Raw genomic sequence first — 17,438 nt, 5'->3', positions numbered from 1 at the left:
TTTCATCATTACCCACCTTCGGGGGTGGTTCATCCCACACAACCGGTGGTGCGCAAGCTCATCGGGGATGACGGGTTCTGTAAGCGTAAGCACTTGATATGTAAACAGGAACCGGCGAATTCGATTTTTCGGCCGGGTTCAAGGAAAAAGATGGTGGGGCGGGTTCAATTTGGTGTGTGCCGCCTCCTGCACGCGAGGGGCAAAGCGCTTAATTGGCTTGGCTCCAGTAGCCGGTGATGGTATGGATGAAACACCCCCCGCCACTTCCGCCGCCACTGGTGGCTGTCGGCGGTGCGCTTGGCGGAACCGTCGACGACCAGCCGATATCCTGCATCAATGCTCCGGCCAGTCCCACATCGTGTTTGGCCCCTGTAAACGAGGGCTTCATCAGTTCGTCGGAGCTCAGTGAGGAGGAAAAGTGCGAGACCGACGATCCGGGATCGAGCGGATCGGGGGCATACATCTCCACGTGGCCGCTGGGGTGGCGCCCTGAAGTCAGGCCGGCGCCGGCGGCAATCACATCCGGACCGACCCAGTGCAGGTTGCCTGTATTGACGCTAGCTGCCGCGCGATCGGCATCCAACGCCATATCGGACAGGAGTTCACCGGTCGAGTGGTCCTCCAGCCAGAGCAGGAAAGCGTCGTCAATGCCACCTAACCTGGCGCCGGTAGCCGTGTCCATGAATGTCTGGAACCCGAGGCCGTGGGCCAGTTCATGAAGCACGACACTGATATAGTCCAGGGTGCCGGCGGGCGGATCGCCATCCAGGCCGTAATACCAGACCAGGGGGAATGCGCAGACACCGTCGAGATCGCTGTTGAACCGCGCCTCGATGTCGTCGCTGTCCGGCGCCAGGTCCGTTCCTGCCAGCGCATTGGCCAGGGCGGCAGGATACCAGGTGTTGGCGACCGGTGCCCTGATGAAGTCGCGGTGCACCGTCTTCGTGCCGGCGGCCCCCAGGTTGGCCTCCGTGGCATCGCATGGCAGCGGATCGAAGTTTGCTCCGACGATGATGGTCACACTGCTGTCAAGCCGGCCGGCCCATATTTGGGCGGCGGCCGCAAAAGCGATGCGCCGCTGGTCGCCGAGGGATACTCCGACATTTCCGCCGATGGTCGATGCTGGATCAGGGGTACCGGGATCGTTGAAGCCTTCGCCGATGCTGTCCAGAATGTTGAGCTGGAAGGTCGCCCCGGCATTGACAAGCCTGGGGCTGCCGCCGGCTGCGGCGATCATCGCAGCGATTAAGAGCCCGACACGCAATCGCTCAAGGTTCAGCATGGCTTGACTCCGTCCGGTCATCTGCCGGGTGCATGGCCCTGTGAGCCTCCTTGCCGTCAACGGTCACCGAGACCGGGTTTTGAAAGCGGCCTTTCAGGTCGATCATCACCCCACCGTCAGGAACCGGACTAGATCGTTCTTCCATGCCATCGGTGGAGGCACCGAGGGTCGGGGGCTGTGTGGAATCCCTTTCGGCGGGTGCAACCCGGTCCGGACGGGGGATCAGCTCTCCGGTATCAGGATCAATGTAGGCCTTTTGGGCTGGGGATCCTGCATGGGGGGTACGATCTGCCCCTCTCGAAGCCTGGGCGACCGGCGTGCTGACAGCGTCCGGTCTGGCGTCGTCGGCCCTGACGAGCGGGCTGCCTTCCGCCACGTGGCTGAGAAAAGCCAGGGCAACCCATAAAATTGCGAGACGGCTCATCGTTGTGCTCCTTTCCTGGAATCGGGACCTGCCGATCCCGCCGTGGAGTGAACGTGGTTTTTCACTTGAAAATAATACATCCACGCACGAAAATCATGTCTTGGTGATTTTTCTACACGCGCGAGGATCGTCGCGGGAATCATCGGTCATGAAGGCATTTGAAAAATAAATGGGTGCAGCGTTCAGGGGGTCAAGGCATGCACAACTCCATAAGGACCGGCAAAAATGGTTGCAACGACCGCTCGCGTCTTCCGAGGCAGCCAATGGCAGCACCGCACAATCCTGATCCGGTCCCACCCGGCGCTTCGCAGACACAGACTACCTTGGAAGGTTCGGCCCTTTTCGTGGCCACGTTGACCTCCTTCATGGGCCCATTCATGATCTCGTCCGTCAATGTGGCCCTGCCGGCGATTCAAGAAAACCTCCAGATGACGGCCGTTCAACTGGGATGGGTGGCGACGGCCTACCTGCTGGCCATGGCCGTGGGCTTGATCCCGGCCGGCAAGATCGCCGATATCCACGGCCGCAAAAAGGTGTTCAGCACCGGCCTGACCGTGTACACAGCCGGATCGACGGCCGCGGCCTTCGTGGACCACACCGCCTGGTTTCTTCTCCTGCGCGGTGTCCAGGGTCTGGGGGCGGCCATGTTCGTGACCACCGGCATGGCCATCCTGACATCGATCTTCCCGCCGCAGCGGCGGGGCCGGGCCATCGGCGTCTATGTCTCCGCCGTCTACGTCGGGCTTTCCGTCGGACCCTTCGCCGGCGGTTTTCTGACCCAGCATTTCGGCTGGCGCAGCATCTTTTTGATAATGCTTCCGCTCGGGATCGGCTCTGTGGCTGTCACGCATGCCTTTCTCAAGGGGGAGTGGCTTGACACCGAGAGCCACAGGTTGGATATTCCCGGCTGCCTGATCTATGCGTGCGCCGTTTTCGCCCTGGTATACGGGGCGACGATTCTGCCCACCTTTACCGGTTTTGCGCTCATTACCGGTGGGCTCTTCGGGCTGGTGTTCTTTTTCCGGCAGCAGCGCCGAACCCCTGATCCGGTTTTCGACGTCGGCCTGTTTGTCGAGAACCGCAACTTCACCTTTTCCAGCCTAGCCGCCCTGCTCAACTACTCGGCCACTTTTGCCGCCACCTTCATGATGAGCCTCTATCTGCAATACATCAAAGGGTTGACGCCCCAAGCCGCCGGCACCGTGCTCATGGCCCAACCGGTGATCATGGCGGCCCTCTCCCCCCTTGCCGGGCGACTATCCGACCGGGTCGAGCCGCGGCTGCCGGCAACGGCAGGAATGGCCGTGACCGCCATCGGGATGGCGATTTTCACGCAACTGCATACGGACACCCCGATCAGGTACATTGTCGGCAACCTGGCCTTGCTCGGATTCGGTTTTGCGCTCTTTTCCTCTCCGAACATGAGCGCCATCATGGGTGCCGTGGCCAAAAAAGACTACGGCATCGCCTCCGGCGCAGCAGCAACCATGCGATTGATGGGACAGATGGTCAGCATGGCCATCGCCACCGTTGTGCTGTCCGTGTTCATCGGTAATCATGCGATCGCACCGGACAGCTTTGCCCGTTTTTTGTCAAGCACCCGGATGGTTTTCGCGGTATCGGTGGTGTTGTGTACGGTGGGGATATTCTTTTCCATGTTCCGGGGGCGCTTGCGGCGGCGGTGAACACACCGGGAGTACGACCGCCAAGACGTTTTAAAGATGCGCCGGCGTCGGTTTCATTTGGAAATCAGCCATGGCTAAAGCCCTCGCCGGTATCCATCAGCAGCTTGTGTTCAGTGCGCGTTTTCCCGGTTGAACAGGTCCCCGACCACTAGCGCTCCCGTCAACCAACACGCCAGCCCGAAAGGCGGATATCCCCCGAATCCCAGGATCGGCATTTCAAACAGGTGAAAGCGCTGCACGTAGGGTATGGTGTAGGTCCAGCGGGCCAAGCTGAAGTAGTTCCACATTTCCCAGAAGAATCCGCAGACCAGGGCCGCAAGGGCCGGGACCACCACCGGGCGCCAGTCGCCGATTTTTAGCGGATGGAGGAGGGTGGGTTGGCCGGTCCATGTCTGAATGCAGAGGATGATGATCAAGGGCGATACCCACAATAGGGCAAAGAGTTGATCCGGGAAGATGCCAATCATGGCCAATCCGATGCATGCGGCCGGCAGACAGATTGCCTGAACCCACCATGAGGAGGGTAGATGGAGCCGACGGCAGGAGGCCAGGCCATTACCAAGGACGGGGATGGTGAGCAGCAGGTCGATCATGCTGATCACCCCGGGCAGCACCGTGGCAAATGCAAGACTGGAGAAATACGAATACTCCGCCGGTCCCATGCCTTCGATGCCGGTGTAATACCAGTTTTGAACGAAACGGTTGAGGTATTCGAAGAACCACCAGAAACCGGCGCTGACTGGAAAAAGCAGCAGAAACCGCAGCGGCCGACGCAGCATCAGGCAGCTGCCGCTGCGTTTGACGGCAAGGGCGTTGACGACGAGGATGAAGCCGGCCCAGATGGGCAAAAAGGTGTGCGGCTGGAAAAGCCAGAACCAGGTGAATCGCTTCCAGGCCATGAGCCAGGAAGCCAGACAGAGAGCCATGCCGGCCCAACCCCACCATGGGAAGGCGTTGTGGAAAACCGGTGCGCCAATCGGTTCCGTTTTATTCCGTTGCCCGCAGTGAATCGCCCCCAACAGGCCGCCGATCATCAGCAGATCGGCAGTGGCAAAAAAGCAAAACCAGGACCATGAAAAACCGGCGTGCGCGACATAGCGGGTCACTGGCGGAATTTCCAGATAGGGAGCAGGATCGCGGCCGGCAGCGATGACGCCCAATAGGGGAAGACCGACCAGCAGCAGGGCAAGGGCTATTGATCCGAAAAAGGTCTTATTATCTGACCTTTGCATGTTGCTCAACATTTGAATCCTATGAATATCGACTGCTGCGATCCTCTGACCGCTTCGGATCCGGCGTCACCCGGTTATCGAATCCATGAGATCACCACCGTTCCCAAAACCAGGGCGATGATGCCCACCAGCCGGTACCCCTGGTCCGAAAGCATGCGCAACCAGTCTTTGCTGATTTCAAAAATGCCGCCAGGGTTGAAATAGATCAGCGCGCCCTTGATGATGCCCAGGATGCCGATCACCCCGATAAACCAGCCGTGGCTGGTCGAGGATGCAGCCAACAGCAGCAGCAGGCCGAAAACGGCGGGAATCAATGCCAACCATTTAGGCGCCAGCTTGGTTAATAACCCTTTGAAATAGGACCGATAAGCTTCCGTGTAGAGAATGGCGAACGCCCCGCCTGCGATCCAAACAAAACCCAATAGATACGCCACGACCTTCATCGTTTTTTTTCTCCTTCTTCCTATGTGAATGCCTTTGTCGGTTTCAATTCCAATTTATGATCATACGATTACCCAAAAGCGGTGCATGTCAGATCATACCCCATACGACCAGAACGATCAATGACATGAGGGTCACCGGCGCGCCCACCCGTGCATGCTCCCTGAATGAGATGGTCACGCCCAGGCGGGACGCCTGTTCGATGACAATCAGATTGGCGATGCTGCCCAGCACGAACAGATTGCCGGCAAAGGTGCTGGACAACGCCAGTGTGTACCACTGCTGGGGAGCCTTCGGGTCCATGAACGGGATCATCAGCATAACGGCGGGCACGTTGCTGAAGATGTTGCTGAGCACCACCGTCAGGGTCGTCAGGATGGCGAGGTTGCCAAGATTCATCCCCCATCCGGCGAGCCGGTTTACGACCAGGTTCAGATCGTAGGCCTGGGTGATGCCGTGGATGACGATGAACAGCGCGCAGAACAGGGTGATCAGGTGCCAATCCACCAGGCCAAGAATGTCGCGGGTTCTCATCCGGCGGCTGCAAAGCAGGATGCCGGCGATGGCGATGGCCGACACCTCGCGGGGCAGGGGGCTGAAAAACAGGACCACGAGTCCAATTGCGGCGGCGATGCCTTTGGTGCTCTGCCAGGGGTTGAAATCGGGCCAGGCGTTGGGGTCACCGGCGGTCGGACAGGTTTCGCCGAGGATCATCCGGCCCCGGTAAAGCCTGAGCAGTATCAGGTAGCTGCCCGCCAGGGAGATGATTGCCGGCGGTGCGCACCAGACGATGAAACGGTCGAAGGCCAGTTGGCCCACCTGGCCGATGAGCATGTTCTGGGGATTGCCGATGATTGTTGCTGCCGAGCCGATGTTGCTGGAAACCGCCAGTCCCAGCAGGAAGGGCAAAGGGTTCATGCCCGAACGCATCAGGGCGGTCGTCAGCACCGGTGTGAAGGCAAAACAGACGATATCGTTGGCCAGCAGAGCCGACATTACCGCACTGGCCGTCATGAGAACCAGTAAAAACGCCTTCGGTTTCGCCAGCAGCGTCACAATCCGAGAGGCCGCCCAGGTGTAAAAGCCGCCGAGCCGCAGCTGGGCCGAAATGATCATCAGTGAATAGAGCAGCAGGATCGTGGGCAGGTCGATGGATTGAACCGCGGATTGGGTGGAGACCACGTCGAAACCCACCATGGCGATGGCACCCAAAAGGGCGATGCCCACCCGGTCGATTACCAGTCCCGGCACCTTGCCCAAAGCGATGCCAAAATAGGTGATCAGAAAGATGGTCAGGGGCATGGGAATCAGGTGATTGGATAGGAGATTGATGGTTTGGCAGCCAAGTCTTACCCATTGATTTTTTATATGACCAACAGCCAGAACCGCTACAGCTTAACCTCGCTGGGGACGCCCAGATACTTGGCGCGGATGCGGTCAAAGTGACGCATCAGTGCGCCCCGCCGCACGCCCGCCGTTTTAATGCCGTCCCCGGCTTCCATGCTGGTCAGGGTGGCCTCGATTTCTTCAAGCATTTCCCGGACCTCCTGTTGCCAGTCGCCCTTGTCAAGGGTGACGTACCAAAGACGGAAGGTCAGGGTGTAGAGCTGGTCGGAAACGGATTTCAGCACCGGATTCCCGGCGGCTTCATGGACCACACGGCGCAATCGACGGTCGATTTCCACCAGGGCACCGGGGTCTTTGCGGTCAGTCAACAGGCTGCAATCCTGGCGGATGCTGCGGATGTCTGCCAGGTGGTAGTCCCTGGCCAGTTCGGCGCACAGCCGGCCTACCTCCCCTTCGATTCCCAGACGGGCCTGGAAGGCGTGCATCATCGTCTGGAACTCTATCGGGGTGACCATGGTACCGGTGCGGGCGATGATGCGGGCCAGCTGCTCCCAGGACAACCGGTACAGCACTTCGCGCATGGGCGTGCGGCTGACGCCGAATTCCCTGGCCAGCACGTTTTCATTGAGGATCTGCCCCGGCGAATACTCCAAAAACAGAATCCGGCGCTTGATTTCCCGGTAGATGTCAGGGTTCATCGGCGTGCGGCTTTCCTGCGTGGGGTTGATATACCAATGTCCCGGAAAGGCGAATGAATATGATTAAAACAGCATCCCCACATACCCCACAAAGCTGTCGACCGGGTTTTTATCGTAGCTGGTGGCGTAGGCCATCACTTCAGCCTTGCGGGCGCCCATGGCTCTGCCGGCGGCGATGGCTGCAGCCGCAGCCCCGCAGCAGCAGGCATTGTCATTGCTGAGGCCCTCGCGGATAACGGCTTCCGGATCCATGCGGGTCATGGCATCGATGACGCGTCGATCGTTCTCATCGCGAACCCAGTTCAGCGCTTTTGAACCGGTGCCTTGTGAGGTAAACCCATAGCTGGGACCATAGTGGGTGAGGTCGGTTGACCCGATAACCACGATGCGAAGGTCAAGCTCCCGGGCAGCGTGCACCACTGATCTTGCCAATTCCAGGGTTTCCCGCGTGGGTGGTACGCCCATGGCCACGATCCGGGCGTCCTTGAAAAAATAGCGCACGAAAGGCAGCTGAAGTTCGATGGTGTTATCCTGCTGGAATTGGCTGGGGGATTCCACCTGAAACGTATACTGGCGGGTCAACGCTCCGGCCAGGGCCGTGTCCACCGTGATGGCTCCAAAGGGGGTTTCCCACTTTCCCTCGGGCATGATATAGCGGGGGGAGCCGCTGTGCAGATGCATGCCGAAGACGACCACCACATCGGGTGACGCAACTTTGGCCAGCTGATGAATGACGTTGCAGGCGATGCTGCCGGAAAAATACCATCCGGCGTGAGGAACAATACCTCCTACGGGATTGGCGATGGACCCGGGTGGGTATTTGTCCGCTTCGACGAACTCGCGGATCCGGTCTTCACAGGCCTGTCGGTCGGATGGATACCAGCTTCCGGAAAAGATGGATTTTCTCAGATTCATTGCCGCGCCCCCCCTTCTGAAAAGATCCTGTTAAACCGTTTTTCGGCTTTCCTGTCCAGGTAAAGTTTGGCATAGAAAAACGGCAAGGTCACGGCTTTTTTTTTGGAAGATCGTGCTTATCGTATACAAATGATGAAAACCAGCGGGGTTCACTGCCAACGCACACCTTACGGATCAAGGCAGTTGGTAGTACTTATTCAACTCGGAGGATGCCATGTGGGACTATACTGAAAAAGTGAAGGATCATTTTCTTAATCCGCGCAACGTCGGTTTCATAGACGACTTCGACGGGATCGGTGAGGTGGGCTCTCTGGCATGCGGCGACGCGCTGAAACTCACCTTCAAGATGGGTGAAGACCAGCGAATTGCCGACGCTAAATTTCAGACATTCGGCTGCGCCAGTGCCATTGCATCGTCGTCGGCCTTGACTGAAATGGTCAAGGGCATGACCCTGGAAGAGGCGGCCAAGGTGACCAACGAGGATATTGCAGACTATCTGGGCGGCCTGCCCAAAGAGAAGATGCACTGCTCGGTGATGGGTCGCGATGCCATGGAAAAGGCCATCGCCTATTATCGTGGGGAAGCCGAGAAAAAGATTGAAGGCGAGATCGTCTGCGAGTGTTTCGGAGTGACCGACAAACAGATCGAGCGGGCGGTGAAGGAGAACGGCCTCACCGCCATCGAGGAAGTGACGGATTACGTGAAGGCTGGCGGTGGCTGCGGTAACTGCCACGACAAGATCCAGTTCATAATCGATTCCGTTTTGGGCAACGCGCCCCGAGCGGCTAAAAAACCCGAAGCGTTGACCAACATCCAGAAGATCAAGATGATCGACGCCACCCTGGAACGCGAGATCAAGCCGGCATTAAACCAGGACGGCGGGGATATCGAACTGGTGGATGTGGACGGCAACCGGGTTCTGGTGAAGCTGCGGGGAACCTGCGCCTCGTGCAGCAAATCCCAGATCACTCTCAAGCATTACGTGGAAACCAAACTCAAGGACCTGGTTTCCCAGGATCTGGTTGTCGAGGAGGTGTAGCGCATGAAACCCGTTTATATGGACAACAATGCCACCACCCGTGTCGCTCCGGAAGTGGTCGAGGCGATGCTGCCCTATTTTTCCGACCTATACGGCAATCCTTCCAGCATGCATGCCTTCGGCGGCAACGTGGGCGCTAAACTCAAAACGGCCCGTCAACACGTGGCCACACTGCTTGGCGCCCTGCCTGAAGAGATCCTGTTTACCAGCTGCGGTACGGAAAGCGACAGCACGGCCATCCATGCCGCCATCCGCTCCAATCCGGACAAGCGTCATATCATCACCACCCGCGTGGAGCACCCGGCAGTGAAAAATCTGGGTGAGCACCTGGCCAAAAACGGCTACCGGGTCACCTTCGTACCCGTGGACCGGCAGGGCCGCTTGGATCTGGATTACCTTTATAAGAAGCTTTCCGACGATACGGCCATTGTCAGCATCATGTGGGCCAACAACGAAACCGGAACGATTTTTCCCGTTGAAGAGATTGCCCGCACGGTCAAGGAGCGGGGTATCGTCTTTCACACCGACGCGGTCCAGGCGGTGGGTAAAATTCCCATTAACATGGCCGGCTCGTCCATCGATATGCTGTCCCTCTCCGGACACAAACTGCACGCACCCAAGGGCATTGGTGTACTCTACATCCGCAAGGGCACCAAGTTCGCCCCATTTCTAATGGGCGGTCATCAGGAGGCCGGCCGCCGGGCCGGAACCGAAAACACCGCCGCTATGATCGGTATGGGGCGGGCCGCGCAGCTGGTCATGGAATACATGGACGAAGAAAACACACGGGTGCGGGAGCTGCGCGACAAGCTGGAAACTGAACTGCTTAAGCGCGTGCCCAACAGCATGATCAACGGCGATCCGGAAAACCGGCTGCCCAACACCACCAGCATCGCCTTCGAGTTTGTCGAGGGAGAGGCTATTTTGCTGCTGATGGACCAGCACGGCATCTGCGCCTCATCGGGGTCGGCCTGCACCTCCGGCTCCCTGGAGCCGTCTCACGTGCTGCGGGCCATGGGCGTGCCCTTCACCGCCGCCCACGGTTCCATCCGCTATAGCCTGAGCATCTACAACACTGAAGAAGAAATTGATTTCGTCATCGACAAAATGCCCCCCATCATTGTGCGTCTGCGTCAGATGTCGCCTTTCTGGCTGCAGGCCAAAAAGGCTTGAATATAGGGTGGAAAATCCTGAACTGCCCGGCCTGTGCGCCATATGGGTGGGAAAGTGCCTTAATCTACCAAGCCGGCCAGAGAATCGGCAGCAGCCATACCGAGACCGCGAAGGTGACCAGCGTGAGCGGTACTCCCACCTTCACGTAGTCGAGGAATCGGTATCCGCCGGGTCCCATGACAAGCAGATGGGCGGGATGCGACAGTGGACTTGCAAAACTCGATGAGGCGGAGATGGCAACCGTCATCATCAGCAGATGTGGTGAAATCCCCAGGGTGGCTGCGGCGCTGAGCGCTACCGGTGCCATCAAGACCACCAAGGCTGCCGTAGGGATTACCTGAGTGCCTAGCACGGTGACCAGGAAAATCGCGGCGACCACCCAGCGGGGTCCGAGGTCCCCCACCGTGGCGATCAGGAGTTGGGCCCCCAACTGCGCTGCACCGGTGTTTTCAATGGCTACCCCCAGAGGCAGCATGCAGGCAATCAGAAAAACGACTTTCCACTCAATGGCACGGTAAGCTTCTTCCATGCTCAGACATCCGGCAAGGACCATGAGTGCCGAACCGGCAAGTGCGGCGATGGAAATGGGCACCATGTCGAGGATGGCGCTTAGGAGCACTGCCAGCATGATGGACGCAGCCACAGGAGCCTTTCCCAGGCGTGGGGCCTGAACGGCAGCTGTATCTAACACCAGAAAATCAGGATCCCTTGCAACGGCCTCCAGTTTTTGCCGCTGCCCATAGACCAGCAGGGCGTCCCCGAACTTGAGCGGCATATCCTGCAGCCCGGTGCGGTGCGCGCGGCCATTTCTCCAAATGGCCAGTACGCTGATGCCATAATGATCCCGGAACAAAAGGTCGGCCAAGGTCCGGTTTGCGAGGGTGGTCCTCGGAGAAAGCAGCACTTCGGTCACCCCGATTTGCTGAGACTCAAGTTCGGCAAGTAGACTGGCGGACTGCTCAGCGATCTCAAGCCCCTGAAGTCCCTCGAGAATTTCAAGGTCCCGGGGAGATCCCTGCATGACCAGCAGATCGCCGGCCTGCACCTTTTCATGCGGCGGCGGCATGCAGATCAGTGTCTCACCACGCAAAATTCCAGCCACAGTAAGCCCAAAAGCATTTCCCAGGCGACTTTCGACAAGATCGCGGTCTGCCAGCACCGATCCCGGAGGGACCCGCACCGGAAGCAGCCTGGCGCGGCCACCGGTCAGCCGATCCACCTCATCCTGGGGGACGAAACGCGATTCGGTCACGTGGCCAAGACGAAACAGCGCTTCCAGGGCCTCTTTTTCTCCCTGGAGCAGCAGCCGGTCCCCTTCGACGAACCGGTGCCGCCGTGCATCCCTGATGGCGTTGCCGGTTGCGTCATGCAGGGCCAGCACATGAACCCGATGGTTTGGCCGCAAACCACTCTCGGCCAATGTGGTGCCTAAAAGGGGGGATTTCCCGGTCACACGACCCTCCGCAGCCATCATTCGGCGAAAAATCAGCGCTTTTATGCCATCGAGCGCTTCGATCCGGAGATGCTGGCTGCCGTGAAATCGACGCAGGTGGTCGGGTTGGCCGTGCACGATGAGCTTGTCATCCACTTGCAGGATTTCCGCGGGCCGGGGGGCAAGCGTCAGGATCCCTTTTCGCTGGAGCGCCACCACCGTTAGGAACAGTGCCGAACCCAGACGGCTTTCGGCTAAGGTACGACCGGCCAGTTTAGACCCCGCTCGAATCCAGGTGGTGAAGATATGATTGTCGAGCTGATACGGATCTGCGCCCGTCCGGCGGCTGTCGGTGGCTGTTTCCCTGGAACGTGCGGGAAGCAGGCGGCGTCCGAGCAGCACCATATAGAAAATTCCTGCCACTACAATGGCCGCGGTGATAGGGGTGAAATCGAAAAGTTCAAAGGGTTCGAGGCCGGCGGCACGGAGGGCATCGGTGGCGAGGATGTTGGGCGGGGTGGAGATTCCGGTAAAAGGACCGCCCAGGAGGCACCCCAGCGCCAGGGGCATCAGAAGCCGTGAAGGCGGGCGACCACTGCGCCTTGACAGCTCCATCGTCGCCGGTAACAGGATCGCGGCAACGGTGACGGTATTGATGAGCGCCGACAAAACGCTTGCAGCCGCCATCAAGATCACCATGAGCAGCATCTCACTTCCCTGGGCGAAACGCTGAAGAGGCTGTCCGAGAAGGTGGGCGATCCCGGTGCGGTTCAGCCCCGAGGAGAGAATGAACATCGCCCACACCGTAACCACCGCCGGGCTGCTGAATCCCGCCAGCGCCTCCCCGGGGGAGACGAACCCGCCCAGGGCCATGGTCGAGAGCACAAGCAGTCCGACCAGGTCAACTGAAAGCCAGCCGCCGATGAAGACGATGAAAGCCACGGCAACAATTGCCAACAGCAGAATTACTTGAACCGTCACGACAGCTTACCTCACTGGATGACGCAACATTGCAAGCATAACCTTGTGGAACCGTGGGTTTGCATTCAGGTTACAGAAAATGGCTGCGGCCACATTGTTTGAATGGATTATGCTTTTAATTTCTCCTTTACCTGCCCTACCAGCCAGCCGATCCATTCGTTGAAACCGGCTTCGGTTTTGGCGGAGATCTCGAAGACCGGCATGCCTGGGTGCACATTGGCAATCGTTGATCGGACCAAATCCATGTCGAAGTCCAGATAGGCCAAAAGGTCAATCTTGTTGAGCAGGGTGGCGTTGCACACCCTGAACATCAGGGGATACTTGGCCGGTTTGTCCTCGCCTTCGGTGACCGACAGCACGACCACGCGTTTGTCTTCACCGATGTCGAACTCGGCCGGGCAGACCAGGTTGCCGATGTTTTCTACGATGAGCAGATCGATGGCATCCAGGTCCAGGTCGGCCACGGCTCTCTCCACCACATGGGCCGCCAGGTGGCAGTCACCCCCGAAGGCGTCGGTGTTGATCTGGGTCACCGGGGCGCCGGATTGGGCCAGTCGGTCGGCATCATGGGTGGTGCAGATGTCGCCTACGATGACTGCACAGCGCAACTCCGGCATGATGCGGGCCAGGGTTTTCTGCAGCGTCGTGGTCTTGCCGGATCCCGGTGAGCTCATCATGTTGAGGACGAAGACCTTTTTCTCGGCGAAGACGGCGCGCAAGCGGCCAGCCATGATGTCATTGGCGTCCAGCACCCGCCGAACCACCTTGATCTCACGAGTCCCGGACCGGCGGGATTCCACGTCATGTCCATGATCATGGTGGTGATCATGGGGTCCGTGATGTTTAGGGTCGTGGTGATAGCGTCTGGTTGTGTGTTTAGCGATGAACCACATGGCTAATCCTCATCTTCGATTTCTATGGACTGGATATCCAGTTCGCGGCCGGAGAGAAGATCGACGGCCCCGCTCCGGCAGGATGGACAGGTGAACACCGCTTCCTTGACTGTCCACCGGTTCTGGCAATCCTTGCACCGGGCGACAACGGGAACCTCTTCGATGGCCAGTTCGGCGCCTTCCAGCGGCGTATTTTTGACCACCAGGTCGAAGCAGAAGCGCAGGCTGTCCGCGACGATAGCCGACAGCTTGCCCACCTGGAGGTTGATCCGCCGGACTTTGGCCCCCTGCATATCTTCGGGGATGGATGCCGTGGCGATATCCGCAATCTCCATGGCGATGCCCATTTCGTGCATGTTTGATCCTGAGTATTCGGTATTTTTAAAAACGTAGAAATCGGTTAAATATGCCGTTTTTATAATTTAAAATACCGCAGCGCAGATGTCTCCCAATGTACCCAGATTTTCGCACACGTGTATGCCGCAGGCTTTCATGGCTTCGATCTTGCCCTGGGCCGTACCGCTGCCGCCGCTGACGATTGCCCCGGCATGGCCCATGCGACGGCCCGGGGGAGCTGTCAGACCGGCGATGAAACCGACGACCGGTTTGGTGACGTTCGCTTTGATGAAAGCGGCCGCTTTCTCCTCAGCATCCCCGCCGATCTCACCAACCATGACGATGCCCGTGGTCTCATCGTCGGCCTGGAAGGCTTCCAGGCAATCGATGAAGTTGGTGCCGTTGACCGGATCGCCGCCGATGCCGATGCAGGTGGTCTGGCCGATGCCCTGCTGGGTCAGCTGGTGGACCACTTCGTAGGTGAGGGTTCCCGAGCGGGAGACTACCCCGATGGGGCCGCCGGGCTTATGGATCGGGCCGGGCATGATGCCGATTTTGCACTGGCCCGGGGTGATGATGCCGGGGCAGTTGGGGCCGATCAGTCTTACCGGTTTGTTTTTGATGTAATTTTTGACTTTCATCATGTCCATTACCGGTATGCCTTCGGTGATGCATACGATTAATTCGATGCCGGCGTCGGCTGCTTCCATGATGGCATCGGCTGCAAAGGGCGGCGGAACGAAAATCATGGCACAGTTGGCTCCGGCCTGGGTCCGGGCGTCTGCCACGGTATTAAAGACCGGAACATCATCCATCTTCTGGCCGCCCTTGCCCGGCGTTACCCCGGCCACCACGTTGGTTCCGTATTCGATGCACTGGCGGGTGTGGAACTGGCCTTCCCGGCCGGTAATGCCCTGGACAAGCAGCCTGGTGTTTTTGTTGACGAATATGCTCATGGCGTTACCTCGTAGGAATTGGCATTATAGTTGTTTTGCTATTTCAGCCACCTTTTGGGCGGCGTCCTTCAGGTCTTTGGCGGTGATCAGGGTCAGGTTCGATTCGGCCAGGATACGTCGGCCGGCCTCCACGTTGGTGCCTTCCATGCGCACCACCACGGGAACCGTCAGGCCCACCTTTTTGGCTGCTTCCACAACACCCTGGGCCAGTATGTCGCAACGCAGGATGCCCCCGAAAATGTTGATTAAAATGCCTTTGACGTTGGGGTCGCTGAGGATGATGCGGAAGCCGTTTTCCACCATCTCGGCATTGGCGCCGCCGCCCACGTCCAGAAAATTGGCCGGTTCGGCACCGGCCAGCTTGATGATATCCATGGTGGCCATGGCCAGGCCTGCGCCGTTGACCATGTTGCCGATGTTGCCGCCGCCGCCCAGGTTGATGTAGTTCAGGTTGTAATGGGAGGCTTCGACTTCCAGCGGATCCTCCTCATCGGTGTCGCGATACTCCAGGATGTCCTTGTGGCGGTAAAGGGCGTTGGCGTCGATGTCCACCTTGGCATCCAGCGCGATCACGCGGTCATCTGCGGTAATCACCAGGGGATTGATCTCCACCAGGCTGCAGTCGGTCTGAATGAAAAACCGGTACAGGTTGGCCAGCAGCCGGGTGAATTCCTTCATAACGGCCCCGGGAATGTTGAGTCCGAAGGCCACCTGGCGGCAGTGGTAGCCCTGGATGCCCAGCAGCGGGTCCACATGGGCCTTGATGATTTTTTCCGGGGTGTCGGCAGCCACGGCTTCGATGTCCATGCCACCGGCCTGGCTGGCCATGATCACATGGGTGGCCGTGGCCCGGTCGGGCAGAATGCTCAGATAAAGCTCCCTGGCGATGTTGAGGCCCTGCTCCACCAGCACCTTGCGCACCGGTTGTCCCTGAGGGCCGGTCTGGTGCGTCACCAGGTTCATGCCGATGATTTCATCGGCCAGGGCGGCCACTTCTTCGAGCGATTTAGCCAGTTTTACTCCGCCGCCCTTTCCGCGGCCTCCGGCATGAATCTGGGCTTTGACCACGACGGGATAAGCGCCCAATTTTTCGGCTGCGGCTTTGGCCTCATCCGGGGTGAAGGCCACGGACCCTTCGGGCACCGGAATGCCGTATTTGCGGTATAATTCTTTGGCCTGGTATTCATGGATTTTCATGATACCGTATCTCCTTTTAGGCTTTTGGGATCAGATGTTTGAATTCTGCTCGCTGATCCGGCATATTTGAAGTGTTTGGGGTTGCCGACGTGCAAACTTAAAGAGCACAAAGCCTATTGCCGTCGCTCCGTGCTCTATAAGGTTGATCAGCATGGGATGCGGACCGGTTACCCGATCACGCAGAGAACATCTCCCTTGGCCACCGAATCACCGGAAGCGAAGTTGATGGCCTTGATGGTGCCGGTGGCCGGTGCGGCCAGGGCGTTTTCCATCTTCATGGCCTCCAGGATCACCACGGTTTCGCCTTCGTTGACCGTGTCGCCCACTTTCTTGTCGTACTTGACGATCATGCCGGGCATGGGGGCGGCCAGGGGGGTGCCGGATGCGGCGGCTGCCGGTGTGGGAGCGGCTGCAGCGGCTTTCTTCTCCGTTGTTGCCGCCGGTGCGGCGACGGGTGGGGCCGGAGCTGCGGCTGTGGACGGTGCGGCCGCCGGCAATCCGCCGGAAAGCTGAATCTGCTGGGCGTACTTAAGGATGGGGCTGCCGCCGACTTCATCCACACCGACTTCAAAGTACTCATTGTCTACAAATACATTGAAAGTGCGCAGGTTTTCACCCTTGGCCGGGGCGTCCTTCTTTTTCTCCACCAGTTCACCCGCCAGCGCCTTTTTCACCAATCCGTCGCGTTTTCTGACCTGATCCAACGTGATGGGTTTGACTGCAGCGGGTGGATCCTCTTTGCCGTACTTCCACTGCAGGAACTTCTTGCCGGTGACCGGATAAATGGCATAGAGCACCAGGTCGTCGAGATCCACGGCCAAGTCGCCGATTTCAGCCTTGGCCTTTTCCAGTTCAGGTTCAAGCACTTCGGCGGGCCGGCAGGTGATGGGCTTTTCGCCGCGTTCGTAGCCCTTGAGTGCCTTTTTCTGGACTTCGGCGTCAATGGGCACTGCGGTTTTACCATACAGCCCGTAGCACAGGTCCTTGACCTGACCGGTGATCATTTTGTAGCGCTCTTCCGGGGTGTCAAAGAGTACGTTGTTGACCGTCTGGATACCCACGATCTGGCTGGTGGGGGTGACCAGCGGAATCTGGCCGAGTTCCTTGCGCACCCGCGGCAGCTCCTTGTAAACTTCACCGATTTTGTCCAGGGCATCCATGTCACGCAGTTGGTTGACCAGGTTGGAGAGCATGCCGCCCGGGGTCTGGTGCAGCAGCACGTTGATATCGATGACGGACATCTTGGAGTCGTCGAGCAGGTGCTTGTACTTGGGCATGACCTCTTTCTCGAAGATCTCGTTGATCCGGGCCATCAGCTTGATATCGAAACCGGTGTCGCGGTTGGTTCCCAAAAGGGCCATGACCAGCGGTTCGACGGCGGCGTGGGAGGTCTGGTAGGCGTAGGGA

At 58.8% G+C, this 17,438-nt stretch carries 16 protein-coding genes; 3 read left to right on the top strand and 13 right to left on the bottom strand.

Annotated elements, in window-relative coordinates; all coding sequences use genetic code 11:
• Nucleotides 1-208 precede the first annotated feature (208 nt).
• Both R6V78_RS14510 and R6V78_RS14505 read right to left on the bottom strand, forming a co-directional pair.
• Entirely contained in the window at nucleotides 209-1,282 is a 1,074-nt protein-coding gene (locus R6V78_RS14510; RefSeq protein WP_410290089.1) for a hypothetical protein, read from the bottom strand.
• Complete coding sequence (locus R6V78_RS14505) at nucleotides 1,269-1,706, bottom strand: hypothetical protein (RefSeq protein ID WP_410290088.1); 438 nt, start codon at nucleotides 1,704-1,706, stop codon at nucleotides 1,269-1,271. Before R6V78_RS14505 ends, R6V78_RS14510 begins: the two co-directional genes overlap by 14 nt.
• A gap of 263 nt (nucleotides 1,707-1,969) precedes the next feature.
• Between R6V78_RS14505 and R6V78_RS14500 the strand changes: the two genes are divergently transcribed.
• On the top strand, nucleotides 1,970-3,391 hold the full coding sequence (locus R6V78_RS14500) for an MFS transporter (protein ID WP_410290087.1): 1,422 nt from the start codon (nucleotides 1,970-1,972) through the stop codon (nucleotides 3,389-3,391).
• Between the two features lie 110 nt (nucleotides 3,392-3,501).
• Here R6V78_RS14500 and R6V78_RS14495 read toward each other — a convergent pair whose 3' ends face one another.
• From R6V78_RS14495 to amrB, 5 genes are all read right to left on the bottom strand, one after another.
• Nucleotides 3,502-4,623: a hypothetical protein gene (locus R6V78_RS14495; protein ID WP_410290086.1), complete on the bottom strand. Its 1,122-nt coding sequence runs from the start codon at nucleotides 4,621-4,623 to the stop codon at nucleotides 3,502-3,504.
• A gap of 74 nt (nucleotides 4,624-4,697) precedes the next feature.
• Entirely contained in the window at nucleotides 4,698-5,066 is a 369-nt protein-coding gene (locus tag R6V78_RS14490) for a hypothetical protein (RefSeq protein ID WP_410290085.1), read from the bottom strand.
• A gap of 88 nt (nucleotides 5,067-5,154) precedes the next feature.
• Nucleotides 5,155-6,366 carry an anion transporter gene (locus R6V78_RS14485; protein ID WP_410290084.1) on the bottom strand — a complete coding sequence of 404 codons (1,212 nt, stop codon included), beginning with the start codon at nucleotides 6,364-6,366 and terminating at the stop codon, nucleotides 5,155-5,157.
• 86 nt (nucleotides 6,367-6,452) lie between these two features.
• The gene (locus R6V78_RS14480; RefSeq protein ID WP_410290083.1) at nucleotides 6,453-7,109 is read right to left on the bottom strand and encodes a GntR family transcriptional regulator; all 657 of its coding nucleotides are present in this window, start codon (nucleotides 7,107-7,109) and stop codon (nucleotides 6,453-6,455) included.
• 63 nt (nucleotides 7,110-7,172) lie between these two features.
• Complete coding sequence (amrB, locus tag R6V78_RS14475) at nucleotides 7,173-8,024, bottom strand: AmmeMemoRadiSam system protein B (protein WP_410290082.1); 852 nt, start codon at nucleotides 8,022-8,024, stop codon at nucleotides 7,173-7,175.
• Nucleotides 8,025-8,238: 214 nt separating this feature from the next.
• Between amrB and nifU the strand changes: the two genes are divergently transcribed.
• On the top strand, nucleotides 8,239-9,063 hold the full coding sequence (gene nifU, locus R6V78_RS14470; protein WP_410290081.1) for a Fe-S cluster assembly protein NifU: 825 nt from the start codon (nucleotides 8,239-8,241) through the stop codon (nucleotides 9,061-9,063).
• 3 nt (nucleotides 9,064-9,066) lie between these two features.
• Nucleotides 9,067-10,236, top strand: coding sequence for a cysteine desulfurase NifS (gene nifS / locus R6V78_RS14465; RefSeq protein ID WP_410290080.1), 1,170 nt, complete (start codon nucleotides 9,067-9,069; stop codon nucleotides 10,234-10,236).
• Nucleotides 10,237-10,300: 64 nt separating this feature from the next.
• Here the strand turns inward: nifS and R6V78_RS14460 are convergent, their stop codons facing one another.
• From R6V78_RS14460 to R6V78_RS14435, 6 genes are all read right to left on the bottom strand, one after another.
• Nucleotides 10,301-12,649, bottom strand: a complete 2,349-nt coding sequence (locus tag R6V78_RS14460) for an SLC13 family permease (RefSeq protein ID WP_410290079.1) — start codon at nucleotides 12,647-12,649, stop codon at nucleotides 10,301-10,303.
• 107 nt (nucleotides 12,650-12,756) lie between these two features.
• On the bottom strand, nucleotides 12,757-13,542 hold the full coding sequence (gene hypB, locus R6V78_RS14455) for a hydrogenase nickel incorporation protein HypB (protein ID WP_410290078.1): 786 nt from the start codon (nucleotides 13,540-13,542) through the stop codon (nucleotides 12,757-12,759).
• 2 nt (nucleotides 13,543-13,544) lie between these two features.
• Nucleotides 13,545-13,898, bottom strand: a complete 354-nt coding sequence (hypA, locus tag R6V78_RS14450) for a hydrogenase maturation nickel metallochaperone HypA (RefSeq protein WP_410290077.1) — start codon at nucleotides 13,896-13,898, stop codon at nucleotides 13,545-13,547.
• 66 nt (nucleotides 13,899-13,964) lie between these two features.
• Entirely contained in the window at nucleotides 13,965-14,834 is an 870-nt protein-coding gene (gene sucD, locus R6V78_RS14445; protein WP_410290076.1) for a succinate--CoA ligase subunit alpha, read from the bottom strand.
• Between the two features lie 24 nt (nucleotides 14,835-14,858).
• Nucleotides 14,859-16,031, bottom strand: a complete 1,173-nt coding sequence (gene sucC / locus R6V78_RS14440; RefSeq protein WP_410290075.1) for an ADP-forming succinate--CoA ligase subunit beta — start codon at nucleotides 16,029-16,031, stop codon at nucleotides 14,859-14,861.
• Between the two features lie 167 nt (nucleotides 16,032-16,198).
• Nucleotides 16,199-17,438 (bottom strand): biotin/lipoyl-containing protein (locus tag R6V78_RS14435; RefSeq protein ID WP_410290074.1); only part of this gene is annotated, 1,240 nt, incomplete at its 5' end.

It is taken from the genome of Desulfosarcina sp. (assembly GCF_046496365.1).
Classification (GTDB): domain Bacteria; phylum Desulfobacterota; class Desulfobacteria; order Desulfobacterales; family Desulfosarcinaceae; genus Desulfosarcina.
This window is presented reverse-complemented; position numbering and strand designations above follow the sequence as displayed.

Excerpts from the sequence above, each read along its gene's own strand:
- R6V78_RS14480 (WP_410290083.1), bottom strand. The coding sequence starts at position 7,109 with ATGAACCCTGACATCTACCGGGAAATCAAGCGCCGGATTCTGTTTTTG.
- R6V78_RS14505 (WP_410290088.1), bottom strand. The coding sequence starts at position 1,706 with ATGAGCCGTCTCGCAATTTTATGGGTTGCCCTGGCTTTTCTCAGCCAC.
- R6V78_RS14490 (WP_410290085.1), bottom strand. The coding sequence starts at position 5,066 with ATGAAGGTCGTGGCGTATCTATTGGGTTTTGTTTGGATCGCAGGCGGG.
- R6V78_RS14485 (WP_410290084.1), bottom strand. The coding sequence starts at position 6,366 with ATGCCCCTGACCATCTTTCTGATCACCTATTTTGGCATCGCTTTGGGC.
- hypA (WP_410290077.1), bottom strand. The coding sequence starts at position 13,898 with ATGCACGAAATGGGCATCGCCATGGAGATTGCGGATATCGCCACGGCA.
- hypB (WP_410290078.1), bottom strand. The coding sequence starts at position 13,542 with ATGTGGTTCATCGCTAAACACACAACCAGACGCTATCACCACGACCCT.
- R6V78_RS14500 (WP_410290087.1), top strand. The coding sequence starts at position 1,970 with ATGGCAGCACCGCACAATCCTGATCCGGTCCCACCCGGCGCTTCGCAG.
- nifU (WP_410290081.1), top strand. The coding sequence starts at position 8,239 with ATGTGGGACTATACTGAAAAAGTGAAGGATCATTTTCTTAATCCGCGC.
- R6V78_RS14495 (WP_410290086.1), bottom strand. The coding sequence starts at position 4,623 with ATGCAAAGGTCAGATAATAAGACCTTTTTCGGATCAATAGCCCTTGCC.
- amrB (WP_410290082.1), bottom strand. The coding sequence starts at position 8,024 with ATGAATCTGAGAAAATCCATCTTTTCCGGAAGCTGGTATCCATCCGAC.
- R6V78_RS14510 (WP_410290089.1), bottom strand. The coding sequence starts at position 1,282 with ATGCTGAACCTTGAGCGATTGCGTGTCGGGCTCTTAATCGCTGCGATG.
- sucD (WP_410290076.1), bottom strand. The coding sequence starts at position 14,834 with ATGAGCATATTCGTCAACAAAAACACCAGGCTGCTTGTCCAGGGCATT.
- nifS (WP_410290080.1), top strand. The coding sequence starts at position 9,067 with ATGAAACCCGTTTATATGGACAACAATGCCACCACCCGTGTCGCTCCG.
- sucC (WP_410290075.1), bottom strand. The coding sequence starts at position 16,031 with ATGAAAATCCATGAATACCAGGCCAAAGAATTATACCGCAAATACGGC.